Origin of the sequence: Dysgonomonas sp. ZJ709 (assembly GCF_011039195.1) — a bacterium.
In the GTDB taxonomy this organism is placed as follows: Bacteria; Bacteroidota; Bacteroidia; order Bacteroidales; family Dysgonomonadaceae; genus Dysgonomonas.
Genome location: NZ_JAAKEM010000015.1, coordinates 87035 through 107905 on the forward strand (window position 1 = coordinate 87035; position 20871 = coordinate 107905).

A 20871-nucleotide genomic window follows, 5' to 3' on the forward strand; every position below is an offset into this window, starting at 1 on the left:
AATATTTTACAATGCAGTATAGAAAGAGAATATACGGAAGTTTACTGGTTTTGGCTCTTTTAGCCGTATTCTCGGTAGAAAAAGCGAACGCTCAGTATATGCCTATTGTTTATGATAGGATATATGGTGATAATACTAATTTTCAGCATGTTTGCCCGGCATCGTCAGGCGAAGTTGTATTAGTTGGCTGTAATGATGGAAAAACTACAATCTCATGGGTGAAGCGAGACGGAGAAGTGTTCTTTTCTCGTAGTCTTCCCGACGGTTTTACAACAGTTAACAATGTTCATTATCTTGGAAATAATAAGATATTGGTTTTGGGGCAGTCTGCTCACTGGAAGGCAAAGAAGAAAACAGCCATAACAGGTGGACGTGCTATTATTATAGATAATGCAGGTGCTGTATCGTCAGATGTTTATATGGGCGAAGATGGCAGTGAATTACTATGCGGAAAACAGCTGAGAGATGGTAGTCTGATACTCGGTGGATATGAAACCAAAATGGGAACAACCCATTCGGGAATGATTGGAAAATTAGATGCTTCCGGTAAAGAAGTGTATAAATATGTTTCCGGAGAAAGTGGTTCATGCATTGGATTTGATGTTTTGGGCAGCAGCACAGAGTATATACATGTGGCTTTCACAGGAGACGAGAACAAAGTAGCATCGGTTGTAAGATTAGACAATAAAGGTAAACCTGTTTTTGTAACCAGATTGACGGATAATAATTTCCAGATTCAAAAAATGCTGACAGCTGCGGATGATCATATATTCTTGATCGGTAACAGCAATACAACAGGTGGTCGCATAATAAAGATACGTACAGAAGGTGATATTGTTTTCAATAAAGAAATCGCATCATCTTCGGATAAAGCTACAGTTGACTATCTATACCTTGCAAATAACGGTAACATATTAGTGGGAGGAAACGGTTCTAGTAAATCTTATTATTCTCTTTTACGTAATGATGGTACTGATCTTCAAAAGTATATACTTAAAGGCAGTATATCGGGTATGGGCTTGAATCCTGTATCAGGAGAATCGGTGATTGTTGGTTTTGATACAGATCTTGGTCGTGGTTCTATTATCGGTTTAGCTAAAGATGGTCGTCAAATATATCAAAAGGCTACCGATGGTAACTTCGATAAAACGCAGTTAACTCCGAATGGTATTTTTCTGGCTAGTAGTGCTACCGGACGTATCTGTATGCTGTCTAATTCAGGTGATCTTCTTTTCGATCGCTATGCTGTGGAAGATGGCCGAAATACATTCGATGAAGTATATTTTACATCTAACGGTGATGTCCTGTTTAAAGGAATGGGCAATCGCTTGATCAAACTGGGACACGGACTGTATGTGTCTGATGTGAGAATAAATAAACCGGTGAATGGTTATACTACGGCGTTGTTTACAGTGACTCTTACGGGCTATTCAACAACAAGTGAAGGTGCTCCGGTACCTGTGACTGTTGAGTACTTCACTAAGGCAGGAACTGCAACGGAAGCGAATAACTATACTCCTATAAAAGGAAGCCTGTCTTTTGTTCCTGCTAATGATGGAGCTACTCATTACATGATAAAACAAGAAATTGAAGTTCCTGTCAAAGCTAATAACCTGATGGAAGGACAAAAAATGTTTGAAGTTCAATTAGCTAATATCAAACAAAGTTATCCTGTTAAACCGGTAGGTATCGGAACAATCGAAGACCATGAGATATTGGTTAAATTGGTTAATACCGAAGATGGTGTAGAAGGTCTCAAAGATGTAGTATATGAGTTGGGTATTTTCAAAACGAATGGAGAACCACTTATTAATTCTACGGGATCAGATATTGTTGTCGACGGTATATATGGTAAGGGTACAGCTGACGTTTTAGATTTCGACATGGGAATTATCCCACGTGTGATGATAACAAAAGGCTCGAAAACGGGACAATTTAATGTGAAAACGCTGAATGATACTCGTTACGAATTACCTAAATCTGTAGTAGTAGACTTCAATAAAATATATGCTATAAATGATGTTAGTATCGGATTCGAAAGTTCTTTATTAAGTTCTACAGGTACTATAATTGATCAACCGGCAATGATCGCCATCAATTCGTTGGGTGACCATGGAAGAATGAATAATATCGTATCAGGATTTTTCAGAGTATCTCTGTTGAGAGCTTCCGATGGAGTATTGTTGACTAATGCAACAGGAGGAGATGTAAATATTTCATGTTCTGTAAGTTCAGAAACTACTGCAACAGAAGGTAAAGATTTTGTATTGACAAACCTGCACGATTTACGAATCTGGGGCGATGGTAATAGAAGTGCAGTGAATCTGAATGGTATCATCCTTTTCGATAAAGAAAAACTGGGAGCTAAGAAATTAGTTATTGGTATCGATTCGGTTGCTACACCGGCTAATGCACCTCAAATAAATATTGCGTCCGATGGTAAATATGGCGGCTTCATGATCAACGATTAAGTAGCCTCTTCCATACTCACGTCGTTTGTTTTTAATGTGTTATCCATCTTGAATTAAACTTTAGAATAAGAGAAACAATATGAAAAAGAATATTTTACCCTTGGTTCTATCTTTAAGGAATAGACAAATAAAAGAGTTTAAGATGTTTACTGGTTCCAACAGAGGGGCTATGGAACTCGAAACATCAGATTTAGACCTGAAAAGACTTTGGTTTGATTACATAAGAAACGTAGACACCTGTTACCGAGATTTGGTATTTGCTTTTATCGACGAGTCGAGACTTTGTCTTTTTCCCGATAAAAACATGTATAAGTACCGTTTCGAGAAAGGAGCCTTGCAGATCTATAATGCTCAAAAGGAAGAATGGATAACATTTGCACATGGCGACAAGACGAAGTTAGTCATAAGAAAAGGCTTGACCCATGTCGAAAAACAACATAAAACGAATAAGTGCAGAGTAAAAAGTAGTGATGAGACCTGTTTCGGAGCATTTAATTATGCGGGATTCCCTTCTCTGTCTCTATTGAAAGATAAGCAAGCCAAAATAGCTTGGTGTAATTTACACTACACTTTTCAATAGATGACCAGAAGAATACGAAATACAAGTCAATTCCTATACAAGAATTAAGGTTGAGAAATATGGCTTGTATGTCATTATACCATACAAGCTATATTCCTAACTAAAAATGTAAAAAAGATGTACATAAAAATAAAACATTTCCTCTCAATTTTAGCTTTACTTATTGTTTGCTTTTCTTGCGGCAATGACGAATTAGCACCGGATTCACGAGCTGTAGAGGTGCCTGAAACGGGAACGAAAGGTCTCCAAATAAACTTATTCAATGTTTCGGATAACATACGGGATTATTCGGAGGTTTACGTATTTAACGGCGAGGACCCAAACACAAACTTTTTCCATCATAAAATATTGAACAATAACATTGAGCGAACCAGCGAATCTTTAAAAATGACCACAGCTGTTGGGAAGTGGAATTTTGTATTAGTGGCTTGCAGCGAAATGGATATCCGTTCAAGATTAACTCCACCTACAGCTTCGTTTATTAGGTCAAATACTCCGATGTGGGTAACTCAACCTTCCGGGGGAATATTGCCTGATGTTCCGGAGATTCGTGTTGCGACTATTAATGGAATAACTATTACAGAGGATACTTATGAAACTGCGGAAGCTATCCTCGAACGAAATGTAGCGAAAGTGCGCGTAGTTCTTGCAGATGGTGTCGGGTTTAAAACCGGTGCCGGTACTGTCTCTCTTAAAAATGTTCCTACAAGTTTATCTTGGGACGGTTCGCTGTTCCCCAATAAAAACACACCTACAGTGGGTGTACCGATGACAAAAACGTTTGCGATATCTAATTCTCCAAGTATATCGGGGCATCAGGTAAGCGATACAATAGACTTTATCATACCTGCACATAAGTCTACGTCCGCAAGCGATTTTTCGACACATCTGATTACTGTGCAAGTAAATTTAAAAACGGCAGGCTCGACCGACTTCATAAAAGAGGTTGTTGTACCCATTCCCCCTAAAAACAATAAAATTCTGTTGGTAAGCTTAACAGCCAAAGGTGGAGTGGAGGTAAAGGTGGATGTGAAAGACTGGGCAACAGTAGTCTCTAACGAAGATGTCGATATGTATGCCATGTCGCAGATTTCGACTACCGCAACAATGGCTACTTTCAGTATGAATATGAAACAGGAGCGTAACTGGTGGGTGACACTTGAAGACACGAACAATTTCGAGTTTGTCGATGAAAGTAAAACTTTTGGTCAAAAAACAATTTCACCTGCTACTATACAAGTGAGACGCAAAACTTCTGGAGTTGCTCTATCAACAAAAGTAAATCTCTTTATATCCGGTTTGGACGGACTAAAAGAGCAGTATGTCGTAAATAATCTGATACAATAAATTTTTGCTTTATGTATTATAAATATATCCGAAGAATAAGTTTCCTTATTGTTGCTCTATTTCTTCTTTCCTGTTCGGTCGATTTGGATGACGAACTTGCAAAGTCGAAAGCTCCAATTGATGGAAAGGCAGTTATTGCTTTACAATTGCCTACTGTCCAATCTGATGGTGCAACAACAAGATCTGCAGATAACGAAAGTTTGATTAATAACATTTCACTTTTTATATTCAATAAAACAACCGGAGCCAAAGAGTTCTATGTGCGGTTGAATGTACCTACTGATCCATCTACAGAGGTGGATATGAGCCGATGGGCAAGCGATCAGGTTATAATGTTACTCAATTCGGCAATATTATCGGATTTGAGTATATCCCGAAATATACATGTGGTTGCCAATGTCAATGAAAGTAAACTGAATGCCATTAGCAGTGAAAGCAATCTGAAGGCTGTAATAACTGACGCAATTACAGCTGAGATTGCTGAACCTGATACTGATAAACCTTTCATTATGCATGGCGTGAAAGAGAGCCATGTTTTTGCAACCGATAACAGAGCGTCTGTCTCTTTAGTTCGTAATATAGCTAAAGTGCAAATGACGATTAACACTCAAAATTTCACTTTTGGAGGAGCAGCTATTTCACTGGCTCCCCTTAATCAAAACCCTTCGGTTAAGATGGTGAATGTAGCCGATCGTACTTACCTTGTTTCAAACACAGCGAATCCTGCTACTGCGACTTATTTTTCGTATGCAAATAAGGTAGTTACACCATCTGAAAGGACTGCTACAACAACAAAAACGATAGCTCATTCTTATATCGGCGAAAATTTACGTACGACTTACGATATCGAGAAAAATGCGACCTACATCCTTCTGCAAATTCCTTATCAGAAAGGTGTTGGTGGCGAAATTATCACAGACAACTATTATAAAGTTCTTATCAATAAAGAAAACGGTTATAAGATTAACCGTAATACAATTTACGACTTAACACTCAATATATCTTCCTTAGGAGGAGAAACAGATGCATCGGCGGCATTAATAGAAGGTACTTTAAATATTCTGCCTTGGGACGAAAATACAGTTATGTCTGATATATCTCAAACATTTCTGACTGTAAAAGAAACAGAAACGGCAATAGGAGTAAAAAAGGATTTCTATTATGCAACCAATGCGGAAACCTCCGATTGCTCCCTAGAATCAGGAGCTCCTTGGTTAACAGCTTCTTTCGATGCAGCTAATAACATTAAGTTGGTGGCCGACGGGGCTGATTATACGGTTCCGCGAACTACGACGTTGAAGATTAAAGTTAAGAATCTCACAAAGACGATTACCGTAAACCAAGCGCCGACTCTTGTAACTGATGGTTCGATAAAACTGGATCCGAAGATTATTTATATTTCAGAGTCGCCAACATTTAAGGATGTTGCACTGACTGTTAATCCAACGACTTCATTGTGGACGAAGATAGAAGGAGACGTTTCTGTGGCTTCTTGTAATTTCACTACGGGAACAGGTAATAAAACACTCCGATTCACTAGAGGATCTACTTATGCCAATACGACTTACAAATTTGTAAATAATGGTACTTTAGAGTATGATGAAGTGAAGGTGTGTAACTTGAATTTAACTTCTTCTCTTGTGACTCTTGAGGTTCCAAATGAGGGGCTTTCTGGAGATGAAGGTGGAATCGTAGCTTTAGGAGGAGATGCCGACTGGAGAGTTAAGTCTAAATCGTCTTGGATTACTAAGGCTCAGTATGAAGGTGGGAAGCTAGTATATGTAATACCGGCGGCGGAACCTAATCAACCGGACAGGGAAGGTGAGATTATTATATATCATATTAATGATGTGAATTTGACGCGAACTATAATAGTAAAACAATCTGCTAGATATGTCAATTTTGCCAACTTTGATTATTTGTTAGTCACTTATGATTGGACTGGTAGTAGTGGGGTTGACATGGATACTGCTAGTGAGTTTAGAGGAACAAGTATGCCAAGTGTTGATGGTAAACCTACGGGATGGAGTCAAGGAAATAATATTCTATACGACCCTAGTGGAAGTGGTAAAAAAATATTAGAATGGGGAGGTGATAATCGAGCGAAAGCTGGTAGTGAAAATATTGTGATCTACATGACTGATTTTGCATCAGAAACAAACCTTAAATATCTTAAAGAGCGTGATATCAGGTATATTTATGTAGATTTATATGCAACTTGGTTTGAATCGTCAGATATTGGTAGTCCTATACTATTAAAAATGCAGGGATTTAAAAATGGGAGTATGGTTAAAAATCCTACAACTGACAATAGAAACACGTCATTTGGTACTTTTACAAATGTTGGAGGAACGTTAGAAACCAATTGGGCAAAGGACAGATCAATATTGTCAATATACTCTACTTTTAATGATGCTAGTAAGTTCAGAACACATTATACTAAAATGGGAATGATCACTTATGATATAGACACAGGTGTTGCGACGGCAACGATTGGGGATGGAACTCGTTCTATTCTAAATACATCAAATACGTCTGTTGGAATACCTATGTTACCACGAGAGACGAAAGATGAATATAGTACCAGACTTATGCAGTATTACTCTACTAAAAAATAAATAACCAATAATGAAACACTACATTATATATATCCTATTCCTACTGGCAGCCACTTCGTGTGGTCTGTCGGAGGACTCGGAAGCAATAGAGGAGGGGAGAGAAGTAGAACTATCTTTCTCTCTTGAAATACCAGAGGCATTAAATGAAAATGTGGGCTTAAAAGCTTATGATGAGAATTCGGTACGTTGTATCGACCTGTTGGTATTCGATCAGGCTAATAAGTTTTTGCAAAGAATAAAAGTAAATAGTATCTCCGGAACAGGAGCTACCAAGGCTTTTAGTGTAAGGATAGCTGCCACAACTCAAGCCCGTACGTTTCACATTGTTGCTAACGGACGCGACGAGAATAGTGCAGATCTTGTGAATTTCAGTTCTATTACTATAAACACTTTGGAAAGTGTTGCGATCCCTTCGTTAAAAACAAATACCCTAGCCGCCAATACATCCCCCACATTACCGGTGGTAATGTGGGGAAGGGCTGCATTGACAAGTGTAGCTTCGGGTAACTCTTTAGGTACGATCAAAATGTTGAGAACTGTCGCTTCTATGTATACCCAATGTGCAACAGCCACGGCTAGTAATGGTATGAGCGATTTTTCATTAACAGCTTTTACAGTGCTCAAGAGTTCAAATATGGGAAAGGTTGCACCGAATAGCTATACAGTTGAGGCTGCTACACCTACAACAGTTAGTTTGATAGGAGGCTCTGCTTATATCGACTATGTGTTGCCTTCGGGAACAGGCGTGTGGGCGAATGCAACCAGTAACAAAACGTCTGAGTTGTATATGTATGAAAGAACGAATGAATTAACCAATAATGGTCTTTCTGTTATAATCAGAGGTAAATATAAAAATGTAGACGGATATTATAAAGTTTGGTTAGCCAATGCATCAGGACAGGTACTCCATATTGTCCGCAATCATCGTTACCTTATACAGATCACTAAGGTGTCAGGTACCGGTTATGCTACCCTGCAAGAAGCAATGAATGCTACTTATTCAGCTAATATTTTCGCTGAGATAGTTGATGAAAATAATGAGATTACCGATATGGTAGTGGATGGGAAAAACGAATTAGGCGTTTCGTCCGGCATCACTATTAGCGGAAGTGGCTTAAAGACTGTCGGCACGGTATTGAATACTAATACAGCAGCTACCCTTACAGCATCGAGCGATGTCGCATGGATCACAAGTATCACATTCGCCGGTTCGGGAAACTTCAGAACAGTGACAGCTACTTTTGGTGCTACGGCAGCTGCGCGTACAGGTACTATTACCTTTAGAGCAGGTAGTTTAACAAGAACTATTGTTGTGACGCAGAATCCTTAAAGCCTTTTAGGTTATATATGTCTATAAATAACATATCAAATATTTAAGTTTATGAAAAAAACAATTTTGATTTTCTCTTTAGTTGCAATCTCATTTGCAAGTTGTTCGAGTGACGCAGAGATAAATGATATTTCTGCAAATGGAGCAGTTGAAACAAAGAGTGCTTTAGATAAGATATTTACAGTGGAGAAAGTGGCTGATGACATCTCTATTGCAGGCTCTAGTGGCAATATTGCATGCACAGATTTAGATGGCAATTTTTATTTTGCTGAAGGGACAGATGTAATGAAATATGACCTACAAACAAAAGAAACTGTAAAGGCATTTAAACTTCCAGAAAAATTTGAAGGTTATGTTGCGCTGTGTGTTGACCAACAAAAGAATTTGTATTATAAAGCTTTTGATAAGTTATTTAAAATATCGGGTGTGGATGGAAGTGTTGCTGATCTTACATCACGTATTCCTTTTCCTACAAATACCACAGCGGTAGTCTTATGTGGAATAACTGCGGCAGAGAATGGAAATGTATTCTTGAGCGGGTATGCCTATCAAGATGTTCCAACTCCTTTAATTCGAGAACACATATTTAAAGTAACTCCACAGGCGGTGATATCTGAGTTTGCGTCTTATGTGAGAGGTGATTATCCTTATTTGAAAGGTTCTTCTTTGGTTAAATCCAAAGGCTCGTACGTATATGTTGTGGATTTAAAGGAAGAGAATCCTGATAATAATCGTTATTTGAAAATAAATACTACAAATGGACAGATTGAAGATTTATCTGCTCATACCCCTGTAAAAGCTATTTCGGCTACGCATAGTAAAGATAATCCATACGCTTTAAGCGGGAATGACATTGTTAGGATTCGTCCAACCGAAACTTCCGATTTATTAATTGGAACTATCCCTTCTTATATAACAGACGAAAACGGAGAGCTTGTTTCATTGGGGTATTTAGGAAATTTCTGGATGAATGCCGAAGCAACTGTATTTTATGTGATGTCACACGATTATGGCCAAAATAAAAGTGCTTGCTACAAGCTAACTCTGGAATAGGCATTTGAATTAAAGAAAATAAATAATACTGCATTTTTAAGTAGGGGCAGACCAATGCATTTGCCAATAGCCACATGAGTTTAGCTCCTGCTTAGAAAAGCCACAAATAGAATTTAACAGAGAAAAACGGGTAATACATACACGGAAAAACCGCTTTTGAGTATTAACAAATAATAGGTGAAAGCAAGATTATGGAAGATATATATCAAATATTGAGAAAAGAAAGGAATGAAGAGAGTAACATCTATTTGTATAAAATGGATGACTATTGGTGCGCCTATGAACGCTCTGCCTTCTATATGTCCTCGATTTGTAAAGTTGATACCATTTTCAAGACAGTGAACGCGATGAAGGAAAGTGTAATGCTTATTACCATTCTCAAGAAGAGAATAAATGATATGAAAAATCCTCATCTGACGATACTGGAACAATCGGATACCAATATGGTTATTAAGTGTCACATAACTTGCAAAGGTTTTTTATTCTGGAAAGAAAGTTTTATCCCCGTGGTTAGTAGCCCCAATTCGATAGAAATAATATAAAAATAGTTGATTTAAATATAGCTGATGAAAGTAAAAGTACTATTCCTGTTGTTCATATTTGTTCCTGTTATTGCAATAAATGCACAGCGTTTAGGTGTGAAAGCAGGGGTTAATCTGAATAATTCTAAAGTCGATTTTAATGGCATGGATGCCGATTTATATACAGGTTTTAATGTAGGCTTGATATCTGATTTTAACTTGCCGTTCAGCGGATGGAAATTTAATACAGGCTTACTATATTCGTATGAAGGATTCAAATTGAAAGAAGACTATGGGAATAATATGGGAATTACTTACCATTTTATAACTAACAATATCGAAATACCGCTTAACATACGTAGAGAGTTCAACCACTTTGTAATTAAACATTATATCCAGGCCGGTCTTAATTCTTCCTACGCTTTGTCAGGAAGAATTAAGGATGGTGAAAGTTCTCGCTCACTCAGTTTCAAAAACAATGCCGATAGATTTGATTTTGGTGCAAGTGTTGGTATTGGTTGCTATCTTACCTCAAAACTCCAACTATTGGCTAGCTATGATCATGGTCTTACCGAAAGCGAGTTGGTTTTCGGAGACCAGATCATCTCCACCAAGAATCGTAGATGGTCGCTTGCTGTGGAATATATGTTTTAACGGTCAACAGACCAAAGGCTGACAAAGAATTTTTATAAGTACAATAAATACAATCTTAAAATAATGTTCAATAAAAAAGCGAAACCAGATACAATCCTTGCAGAAAAGAAATACAGTGTTCTTTCGGAAGGGGTAACTGTTACCGGAGAAGTAAAAATAAAGGATGACCTGAGAGTAGATGGAAATGTTGAAGGTAATATTTCTTGCGAAGGAAAAGTCATTATCGGTCCTAATGGCTGTGTCTCTGGCAATATAGAAAGTAAAAGTATTGAACTGATGGGTAAAGTCAATGGAAATATTTTAGTACATGACATTATCGTACTCAAGTCTTCGTCATATTATGATGGAGATATTACCGCCCTGAATATCGAAATCGAAGCAGGGGCTAATTTCTTTGGGAATTGTAAAATGATTAATAACAGAAAGTCTGAAAAAGATATGATGATTGTTGAAGACGATAGTCTATACAACTAATCATTAGTAGATAAAATTGTATTTAGAATGTAAACCTATATTTTAAATACAGTCTTACGTAGTTTTGTAAAGTTTTTGGAGCCATGTGGGCTGTGAAGTTCGCATGGTTTATTTTTTAAAAATCTTACCTCAAAATAAAGTAAAATAGTATAATATGATTCCGCGATATCCATTTGACTTTTTCATCGTAATTAAAAAAATATTTAACACAAATCTTAGAAATACAAAAGTGTCAATTCTGGAATATATATTTTCTGATTGGCCTGCAAGAGCAGAACAATCTGGACGATTTAGTCCTACAGCTATGGTATGTAAATCGTTAATCATAGGCGTATTTGTATCACTGATAACAATTTCGTGCTCATCACCTAGCCCCACAATTATGACTCAGCGTCTGTTTATGCAGACTAAACGACCTAACATTCAGCTCCCGAATAAAGCAAATTCGGATGAAAATGGAGCCTCGATTGTTTCTGAAAAAGTAACATTCAGAGACTCGAGCTATGGTGTAACTGATGGTGAAGTTGCGTTTAAAGAGGGTCAGAACAAATTGGATACAAATGCAGTTTATCGATTGTCTGAGGTTGAAATCAACGCTCAGGGTCGTTTTACCGCAGAACGTGATGGTCGAATAAATGTGGATTTTAAGATTACTGTACCTAAAGAGATTCTGTCTAATGACTGGCGCTTGGTTTTGAACCCAAAACTAATGCATAATGATTCGGTTGTTCCATTGCAGAAAGTAGTTCTAAGCGGACAGGGATTTGTTGATAAACAAAAGCAAGATTATGCAGATTATGATAAATATATGAAATCTATTGTGGATAAGTCACAATATGATAGCGTATATCTAGATAAGGCAAATATATCTAAGGATATACGAGCTCGCCAAACCTACTATTATGGTATCTATCAGAAGGATTTCAAAGAGCAGATGGATTACGAGAAATGGAAATATAAGCGTGCAGTAGAAGATGCCTACGAAGATGCCAAGAAAACCAAATACAGGACAGAGCAGTATCATGCATATGCCCGTAAGATAATGGAACATAAGGTGCGTAATGTTGTTGAGAAAAAAGATACGACAGGTTTGCATGCTAAATATATGAAAGAATATGAGCATAAGACAAGGAAGTATATAGGGCGGTATTTGGATGATTTTAATAATCCTGGTGGCAAAGATTCTGTACAATGGCTGAAAGAAATGGAGTTAAGAGCTATTCCGAAAAAATATCGCGCAATACATGAAGAGAAGCGTGGTCTTGGCGATGTTACGAATCATATCTTTACTCTAAATGACTCTGTTGAGATTGCTAAGCACAGATACTTCTTTGATCAGATCGTTCTGAATGAGGTTTCGGCAGCTAGAAGCGATGATATGTTTAAGTATCTGGTGAAATTTCCTTACGACGAGAATAAGGCTGAAATAAGGCTTGATACTATAATTTCTTCAGATAATAATTTTGTTTTCTATTATACGCAAGAGTATCCTGTGGCTCAAGGTCTCAAAACTGTTCGTATAGCAATGGATAGCAAAGTACAGGCTATCGACCAGAGCGAATATACATTCCAGAAAGCTGATACTTTATCTTTTTTTATAGCATCATTAGCTCAACTTGTCGACACATCTCTAATTACTAAACGTACAGAGTTGTATCGGAATCTCTATGATCGTATGACAGTTTATACGAAATATAAGACAACTAAAACGCAAATGTCAATTTACGATGCCAACTATCAAGGTAATAAGGAACAGATGGATAGGTTTGTAGAAGCATTCCGCACATATAATAATTCTCCCGAATTTGTAATTGATAGTGTCTCTATGATTTCGACTACTTCATTAGAGGGTGATTACGATGATAATTATGAACTGACATTAAAACGTGCTGCTTCGGTAAGAAATTATTTGTCTCAAACTTTATCCGGTGAAGCTAATGTAGAAAATCTGTTTAAAATCAATCATAGGGGCGAAGACTGGAATGCTTTATTAGTCCATATCCGAAAACGAAATGACATTGAAAATCTGAGTGAAATCCAAAATATGCTGACAAATGCTGTGTATCCTGATCAGTGCGAAACTGATATAGCAAAGCAATTCCCGGCAGATTATAAGATTATTCAGGATTCGGTTTATCCATTGCTGAGAAAGGTTGATTTTATCATTGATATGCATCGTACGGGATTAGATGCGGATACTGTAAAGGTCGAATATCGGTCTGACTATGAAGAAGGACTTCGTTTGTTGCAAGATCGTAAATATTGGGAGGCGATTGATATATTGGCTAATTATCCTGATTACAATGCTGCTCTGTGTCTGACTTGCATGGGGTATAACAATAAGGCGTATGATTTATTGATACAGCAGCCCTCATCGGGTAATGTCGAGTATTTATTAGCGATCCTTTCGAGTCGTTTACAGAAAGAAGACGAAGCAGTTAGTCATTTGCTGAAAGCTTTTGAGTTAGATCCAACAAAGGTGTATCGTGCTAAGTTAGATCCGGAGGTATCAGCTTTAGTTAGTAAATATAATTTAGAGCCTCAGTTGGATTGAAGTTTCACTATATTAGTAGATATAAAAGGAAATAAGCAAAAGGGGTTCGAGCCCCTTTTGCTTATTTATATTAAAGGGGGAATGATAATTTAGTCTTTGCTATTCTGGGCAGAAAACTTACCGGCATAGAAAATGATAAAACCAATGGCTGCTATTATAGCACACGCGCCTATAATATAGAGAAAAATAGTGGAGACAACCTTAACTCCGATGACTAATAAGACAATGAATAAAGCTATAGAAATAGCCCCGATGGCGATTAGAAAGTATTTTAGTAATTGCATAATATATTTGTTGAAGTTATTATTCATTATTAGTTTAAACAAGTCTGACGCGGAACTTGTTTACTAATTAAATATGAATTTTCTGCGAGTTTTCGTATATTTATGCAGAAAAGCACCAGACTTTTATTTCTAAAAATAGAAATAACTACTCTTCTATAATTCGGTGAGGTATAAATTTTTAAATATATAAAGTTATGAATGCTATAATTATTCTTTTATTTGCCAGCATTATTCTTCTCGTTTTAAGCCTTGCTATATGGTTTATATCCGGATATATAAACATGAATAGATCTAAAGTGACGAAGAAATATGATAGTATTGCAAGCTACATATTTTCGGCATCCATATTTGGCTTTATTTTGTATTTTATTCTTAGAACAACACTATAGAAATATTGTTTCCATAACGATAAACGGTTATTGATAAATTACTTAAGCGTAATAGAACGTTGGTGATTATTTCTTTAGTCCGAAGATAAGAGTGTCTTTGATACAGATCAATTTTTCTTATTTTCTTTTTGTAATAGTTTGTATACGGGTACTTGTCGAATCATTGCTTATTGCAGTTACATCTCCTGTACAATTTGTAAAGTACACATAATTACTTCTGTCATAAAAGCGGTAAACTTTGCATCCATCATGCTCAAATAAATAATCAACGGTGTATGTTGGATTATTATCTGACGGGGCTACGAGAAGAGCACTACCACCGCACGATGCGAGAATAAATGCAACTGCGACGGTCATTAATTGGAGTGTAATTCGTTTCATAATAGGCGTTTTTATATTAGATATGGCAAATATAGACAAAAGTGCTGTGATTGATACACAAAAATATTAAGATGCTGTTACTTAAAATAAAAACCACCTACATATTCTGTAAGTGGTTTATTCTAAAGTGACCTCGGAGGATATAATTTACCTTTCCGTTACTTTCCACTTTTTTGCTTTTAAAATGCATTTTCATACTGTAAATCAACGATGCGATTTGCAAGTTTCATTTCTTTTTTATATATTAATAGTAGAACATAATAGAAAAATCTACTACCTATTTTCTACCCACTTTTCTACGCAATTTAAATTCAATTAAATTTACTAATTTATAAAAAAGAAAAATTATGAAAACTAATTATTCAGTTACTGTATTTATGCGTTTAGACAAAATTTCAAAAAAGAAGAAAGATGCACCAGTTGTTATACAAATTTACCGCGATGGACAGAAGACTCAAAAAAGAGTATTTAGAATAAAGCCAGAATATTGGGATGAAGAAAATTGTGTAGTAAAAAAATCTCATCCAAATTCTATGGAGAAAAATTACCAACTTAAACAGGCAGTTGCAGAATGTGAAGAATTGACATTTTCTATAATTAAAGCAAATAATGAATTTGGTATTAATCAAATTAGAAACAATATTCATCAGCGGACTTCATTAGATTTTTTTGAATATGCTAACTCGTACTTAGAAAAATTAGAAAAAGATGGAAATATCTCTTTATATAAAAAAGATAAAGCCATAATGAATAAGTTTAAGATTTTTTTCGAGAAAGACTGTCTGCCTATAAACAAGTTTAGCAGTGGTTTAATAGTAAAGTATGAACAATATCTTTTAACCGAAAAAGGTAATTGTCGCAATACAGTAACTACAAATATGAAACGGTTATCAAAATATGTAAGGGATATTTACAAAAACTATAAATTAGATATGTCTCAATTTCCTTTTAATGATTATGAAATGACTACAGAAAAAACACAAAGATGCCCTTTAACCGCAAAAGAGATTTCAAGAATTGCTAATTTAAAACTTACACCAATAAATAAGCTATGTGATGCAAGAGAAATTTTTCTAATGGAATCTTATACAGGTATTAGGATAGGTGATATCTTAACGTTAAAATGGAAAATTATAATAAACAAAGATTGTCTTTTATGACACGTAAATGTGGTATAGAAATGAATCTTAAGTTAGGGGGAATTGCTATGGAAATTATAGAAAAAAGAAGAAGACGCAATAGAAATAAAAATAATGGAGAAATTAATCTCAATGATTATATTTTCAACATACTGGATGTAGATTTAGATAAGGCAACAAAGCGTCAAATACATAATGCAATTAGTTCAGCAACTGCAATAATAAATAAACGTTTAAAAGAGATTGCAATAAAAGCGCAGATTAAAAAGAATCTTTCTACCCACGTATCACGACACTCATTCGCTACTCTTTTAATTTCTTCAGGTGAGGATATCTATACGGTATCAAAGTTACTGGGACATACTAATGTCAAAACTACTCAAATATATGCTAAAGTGGAGCAAGCTAAAATGGATGAAGCAAGGGATAATTTTAATAAATACATGGCAGGATAAAATTATGGCAGAAAATATATATTTAACTACAGAAGAAGTCGCTATTATATTACGTGTAAGCGAGCGAACATTATATAATTATCGTGAATGTGGAAAGTTACGTTATCATAAAGTTAATAATAGCATAAGATATTTAACCGTAGATGTTGTACAATTTGTAAATAAGAGTACAACTATTTCATCATATACAAAAGATAATATCAAAAGATATTTACAAATATAAATTATAATTTAATACCTCATCAAACTAAAATGATGAGGTATTTTTATGTTTAGATAATCTATCTTTATACTAAAACCTAGTGCATAGCACTTTTTGTATTTTTTTCTATCCGTTTTTTTCGCTAAAAATACAGAAAACTACTTATACCAAAAGATTATGCTGAAACTGTTTTCTACAAATGGATTAAAGGTATTTCTCAAAATCACTATACATAGTGTATAGAGGAGAAAACGCCTAAAAAACAGGGTTCTTTTTAAATAAACGTAACTCTGTATATAAATAGATACAGAAACGACGGATAAACTAATAGAATTTTAACCAGATTCGCGGATAAATGTTTGTACTTATTACTATGTATATATTACTAATAATAGTAATGATTATAGTAGGGTGTGTGAAAACTTACTGCATAGTATGTAATAGGTAGGGTGGACTCAGATAAGAATTAGAAAGGAAAAATTAGAACAAGATAATTATTCAACTAAAGATCTTATTTGTAATTACAGACATGAGGTAAAATTTTTGTTTTAGACTATTGATTTTTTAAGGAACGGATACATATAGATTATGTGTCCGTTTTTTACTTTTATTTAAATAAACATATTATGAATGAAATCAGATATAGACTAGTAAAATATAAAGATGAACTCGGAATTAATTACGGTATAGTTATTGGTGATGTTATAATAGATTGTTTAGGTAGTGTAGTTGAAGACTATTATGATTTAGAGATACTAGAATTTATGATAGCGTGTAATAGGTATTCTGATATTGGAATTGAAATAATCCCTTTATTATTTGTGGCGTGGAAAAAATATAAAGACAGTAATTTAATAATATACGATAAAGATAGTAATTAGATAAGAAGTAGCTTCTGCTCACCGGAATTATCGTGGGGTGGGGGTCCCCATTAAGTTGGATTGCATGTACGGTCAGCTTGGGGTATATCGCTTAGGTAAGAACAGAAAATTTAAGAATACAGACATATTATAATATAGGTATAAACTTTTTAGTATTTTTGCATACGAACCAATTAAAATAAAAACTATAAGAAGAAATATTTAAAATATACATATTTATTTAAAGCATTAGCTTTTATTCTTACTTCTAAAAATCGCCAATTTTAATGTAGACAAGAATAATGAGTATAATGCTCACGTATGGTGCGTGGGCTTTACTTGTTTGTCTACATGGTGTTTGGCGATACCTTAGAAGTGAATGAGATAAAGTTCCACGCACTTTTTATGTAGTAACGAATCAAATATTAATTTAAAAAACAAGTAATTATGAAAAGTAAAACAACCGCAGCAATTTTAGCAATCTTTCTTGGAGGTATTGGAGTACACAGATTTTATCTGAATCAATCCGGATTAGGCATTCTATATCTTTTATTCTGTTGGACATTTATTCCCCTTATTGTTTCATTGATTGATTTTATATGGCTACTAACAATGGACGAAAATAGGTTTAACCAGAAATTTAATTCTACCTATCACACTCCTTATCCGAATCACACAAATATTACGGTGAATAACGGAAGTCAAAATCAATCCCATTCAACTACAAGTACGAGTGACGAAATTAAAAAGTTATATGATTTGAAAGAAAAGGGTATTATCACGCAGGAAGAATTTGAATTAAAAAAGAAAATATTGCTGTAAAATGAAGAAGATACTTATAATTGTATTATTCGTTATTCCACTTAACGGATATACGCAAAGTAGCAAAATTAAGAATTTTTTTCAAGCACCAGCGGAGGCACTATTCTCTGAACCTATCACCGAAAGTAACCTATCAAAATATCAATACTTTGCTGATTCTAAGTATGTGGAGAAAGATACATATGGCGGCGACCTTATCAATGGAAAGAAAAATATTGCTGTGCTTACTTATATTGAAAAAAGAGCAGGAGATAGTTTAAAAGTATATTATGAACGTAAAGAGAAAACTCGATTAAGAAATCTTCGGCTAAGTCAAATAGCAGATTCTATAAAACAAGACTCTATTCAAAAAGTCAAGATTGCCGAAGAAATTGAACGTGCAAAATGGGATTCTATTCGTAGAGCTGAAAAACAAGAATTCTTTTCGATAGAATCCATAGTCGAAAATATTGGCAAAAATGCATATTCAAAAGAAAACATCGAAAACTCGCTGCATGTTTACCCATCAGCTTATCAGGGCACATGGACTTTCTATGAACTGGACGATAAGTTCATAAGTATAAAATATGTTGGGTTGGAGGATATTTGTATTGAATTAGGATTTCGCCTATTCGGTGAAGATGCATCCTTTTACAAAAAGGAACTAATGAACGCAGATTTTAAATATCAAAAGACATTCAGAGATACATTAATCGAAAATCACTCACAAGGCTATTCAAACCTATCTGGAGTAGAAATACACCGCTACCGAAAATATACAGGTAAAGAATATGTTATTTGCGATATATACTATGACCAGTTTACGACCTTTAAATTTTACAGAGCTCGGTATAAGAAATAAATTAGTTATTCACTATGCAGAATGGAGGTCTAAAAGCCTCCATTTTTATTTAAAACTTCTACGTTCTGTAATTAGTATTATCAAACGTTGAAAACTCATATATAATAAAATTAGGTATCTTTAAAATCTTTTAGTCAGTATAAAATAGCTATTTTTGGAACAAAGAAAAACAGAATACAATATGACGATCATAGAACAAGGAGTTAGGGATAATCTGATAAGTTTCGACACAGATAGAAACTTCATAACTTATACCAAACAAAAGAAAAGACGCAGTTATAAAAATCCAGAGGAACTTATACAGGCTGAAACATATTTAACTTTGATATACGAATATAATTATAATCCTAACCAAATAGAAATATATGTCTCCATCAAAATGGGGGCTTCCTCTAAAGAAGCTGACATTGTTGTTTACAAAGATGAGAAAAAGAAGACTCCTTACATTTTAGTTGAATGTAAAAAAGAAGAAGTTTCAGAACCTGAATTTTTACAAGCAATAGAACAGGCATATAGTTATTGTTATGCTATTGCAGGTGAAATAAAATATGTTTGGGTTACATCAGGTATACGTAATGAGTTTTTTGAAGTTGATTTAAATAGCAATGCAAGAGTCACTCACAAAGATATACCACGTAAAGGGGTAACAGAACTCCTAAATTACCGTTATGTTTACGAAGCTGATTCTATTAAACAAGACGGAAACAAACAAGCCCTATATAACCTTGAAACGATAGATGAAAGTGAGCTTACTAAAATATTTAAGCAAGCTCATGATGCTCTATGGGGTGGAGGTCAATTAAATCCATCAGAAGCGTTTGACGAACTGGATAAATTGATTTTTTGTAAGGTTTGGGATGAAAGGAAAGATCGCAAACCAGGAGAACCTTACGATTTTCAAGTAATAACTATTTCTGCAAAAGAAGAAAAAGACGAAGCTAGACGTAAGAAAATAGAAAATGATAAACTTTATAAAAGAGTATTGGCTCTTTATGAAGAAGGTCGTAAAAGAGACCCTGAGGTTTTTAGAGATAATATTAGATTAACACCTGAAAAAATAAGAACTGTTGTAGGATATTTAGAGAAAGTAAATCTTGGAGAAACAGACTTAGATGCCAAGGGGCGTGCTTTTGAAACTTTTATGCACTCTTATTTTAAAGGAAATTTCGGACAGTATTTCACTCCCCGTCCTATAGTTGATTTTATAACTCGAGTCCTCCCAATAACTAACGAATCAAAAGTGTTGGATACCTCTTGTGGTAGTGGCGGATTCTTATTATATGCACTTAATAAGGTTAGGAAACAAGCTGACAAACTTTATCCTGATTATAAAACGGACACAAGAAAATTTGATAGACATAAGAAGTATTGGCACGATTTTGCTGAAAAAAGACTGTTTGGGATAGAAATAAATGAACAGATTTCTCGTGCGGCAAAAATGAATATGATTATCCATGATGATGGTCATACCAATGTTATCACAAGCGATGGTCTGTTAAGTGATAAAGAGATACAAAAGAATGGAAATGACAATAAAGGTTTTGAATACAATTCTTTTGATTTTATCATTACAAATCCTCCATTTGGCAGTGTTGTTAGGCAAACAGAAAAAGCGTATTTGAGAGAATATAAATTAGGAAAAAAAGAAGGAGATTGGCTTGCTGTCGTACAAAAGCCCGAAACTAATAGAGATAGTCAAAGTACAGAAGTCCTCTTTATTGAGCAATGTCATAGGTTTGTATAATATAATTGAAAAGTAGTCCACTTAGTAATTGAAAAGTATACCACTAAGTGTCTCGGATGAGATTGGCTAAAGATATTTATTCTTCATCAGGTTGTAACATTTTTTTAGTTTCTTTAACTCTGTACGACTGTCCATTCATGTTGATAAGGTAT

19 protein-coding genes are annotated in these 20871 nt (G+C 35.0%); 17 read left to right on the top strand and 2 right to left on the bottom strand.

The annotated features are described in order from the left end of the window. Window positions 1-11 precede the first annotated feature (11 nt). The 10 genes from G7Y56_RS11560 (at window position 12) to G7Y56_RS11605 (ending at window position 13602) form a co-directional block, all read left to right on the top strand. Window positions 12-2471 carry a Calx-beta domain-containing protein gene (locus G7Y56_RS11560; protein WP_165043582.1) on the top strand — a complete coding sequence of 820 codons (2460 nt, stop codon included), beginning with the start codon at window positions 12-14 and terminating at the stop codon, window positions 2469-2471. A gap of 79 nt (window positions 2472-2550) precedes the next feature. After that, window positions 2551-3051, top strand: coding sequence for a hypothetical protein (locus G7Y56_RS11565; protein ID WP_165020268.1), 501 nt, complete (start codon window positions 2551-2553; stop codon window positions 3049-3051). 117 nt (window positions 3052-3168) lie between these two features. Further along, window positions 3169-4398, top strand: coding sequence for a FimB/Mfa2 family fimbrial subunit (locus G7Y56_RS11570; RefSeq protein WP_165043584.1), 1230 nt, complete (start codon window positions 3169-3171; stop codon window positions 4396-4398). An 11-nt stretch (window positions 4399-4409) separates the two neighbouring features. Next, window positions 4410-7016 (top strand): DUF4906 domain-containing protein, encoded by a 2607-nt coding sequence (locus G7Y56_RS11575; protein ID WP_165043586.1) that lies wholly within the window; start codon window positions 4410-4412, stop codon window positions 7014-7016. Between the two features lie 10 nt (window positions 7017-7026). Then, the gene (locus G7Y56_RS11580; protein WP_165043587.1) at window positions 7027-8346 is read left to right on the top strand and encodes a hypothetical protein; all 1320 of its coding nucleotides are present in this window, start codon (window positions 7027-7029) and stop codon (window positions 8344-8346) included. A 51-nt stretch (window positions 8347-8397) separates the two neighbouring features. Continuing rightward, entirely contained in the window at window positions 8398-9399 is a 1002-nt protein-coding gene (locus tag G7Y56_RS11585; protein WP_165043589.1) for a hypothetical protein, read from the top strand. Window positions 9400-9590: 191 nt separating this feature from the next. Continuing rightward, the gene (locus G7Y56_RS11590; RefSeq protein WP_165043591.1) at window positions 9591-9941 is read left to right on the top strand and encodes a hypothetical protein; all 351 of its coding nucleotides are present in this window, start codon (window positions 9591-9593) and stop codon (window positions 9939-9941) included. A gap of 24 nt (window positions 9942-9965) precedes the next feature. Further along, window positions 9966-10574, top strand: coding sequence for a porin family protein (locus G7Y56_RS11595; RefSeq protein ID WP_165043593.1), 609 nt, complete (start codon window positions 9966-9968; stop codon window positions 10572-10574). A 63-nt stretch (window positions 10575-10637) separates the two neighbouring features. Further along, the gene (locus tag G7Y56_RS11600; protein ID WP_165043594.1) at window positions 10638-11048 is read left to right on the top strand and encodes a polymer-forming cytoskeletal protein; all 411 of its coding nucleotides are present in this window, start codon (window positions 10638-10640) and stop codon (window positions 11046-11048) included. A 229-nt stretch (window positions 11049-11277) separates the two neighbouring features. Beyond that, entirely contained in the window at window positions 11278-13602 is a 2325-nt protein-coding gene (locus tag G7Y56_RS11605; RefSeq protein WP_165043596.1) for a hypothetical protein, read from the top strand. Between the two features lie 89 nt (window positions 13603-13691). Here the strand turns inward: G7Y56_RS11605 and G7Y56_RS11610 are convergent, their stop codons facing one another. Then, window positions 13692-13913 carry a hypothetical protein gene (locus tag G7Y56_RS11610; RefSeq protein WP_165043597.1) on the bottom strand — a complete coding sequence of 74 codons (222 nt, stop codon included), beginning with the start codon at window positions 13911-13913 and terminating at the stop codon, window positions 13692-13694. A gap of 479 nt (window positions 13914-14392) precedes the next feature. Further along, entirely contained in the window at window positions 14393-14656 is a 264-nt protein-coding gene (locus G7Y56_RS11615) for a DUF4884 domain-containing protein (protein WP_165043599.1), read from the bottom strand. Between the two features lie 347 nt (window positions 14657-15003). Between G7Y56_RS11615 and G7Y56_RS11620 the strand changes: the two genes are divergently transcribed. The 7 genes from G7Y56_RS11620 (at window position 15004) to G7Y56_RS11650 (ending at window position 20719) form a co-directional block, all read left to right on the top strand. Next, on the top strand, window positions 15004-15816 hold the full coding sequence (locus tag G7Y56_RS11620; protein WP_165043601.1) for a site-specific integrase: 813 nt from the start codon (window positions 15004-15006) through the stop codon (window positions 15814-15816). Beyond that, a complete protein-coding gene (locus G7Y56_RS18815) occupies window positions 15813-16250 on the top strand; it encodes a tyrosine-type recombinase/integrase (RefSeq protein WP_304487068.1) in 438 nt (145 codons plus the stop codon). Before G7Y56_RS11620 ends, G7Y56_RS18815 begins: the two co-directional genes overlap by 4 nt. Window positions 16251-16254: 4 nt before the next feature. Continuing rightward, window positions 16255-16473: a helix-turn-helix domain-containing protein gene (locus tag G7Y56_RS11630; protein WP_255498736.1), complete on the top strand. Its 219-nt coding sequence runs from the start codon at window positions 16255-16257 to the stop codon at window positions 16471-16473. A 605-nt stretch (window positions 16474-17078) separates the two neighbouring features. Then, entirely contained in the window at window positions 17079-17333 is a 255-nt protein-coding gene (locus tag G7Y56_RS11635) for a hypothetical protein (protein ID WP_165043604.1), read from the top strand. 426 nt (window positions 17334-17759) lie between these two features. Beyond that, a complete protein-coding gene (locus G7Y56_RS11640) occupies window positions 17760-18134 on the top strand; it encodes an NINE protein (RefSeq protein WP_165043606.1) in 375 nt (124 codons plus the stop codon). A gap of 1 nt (window position 18135) precedes the next feature. Further along, window positions 18136-18975, top strand: a complete 840-nt coding sequence (locus G7Y56_RS11645; RefSeq protein WP_165043607.1) for a hypothetical protein — start codon at window positions 18136-18138, stop codon at window positions 18973-18975. Between the two features lie 154 nt (window positions 18976-19129). Then, window positions 19130-20719 (top strand): N-6 DNA methylase, encoded by a 1590-nt coding sequence (locus tag G7Y56_RS11650; protein WP_221412557.1) that lies wholly within the window; start codon window positions 19130-19132, stop codon window positions 20717-20719. Window positions 20720-20871: the final 152 nt, after the last annotated feature.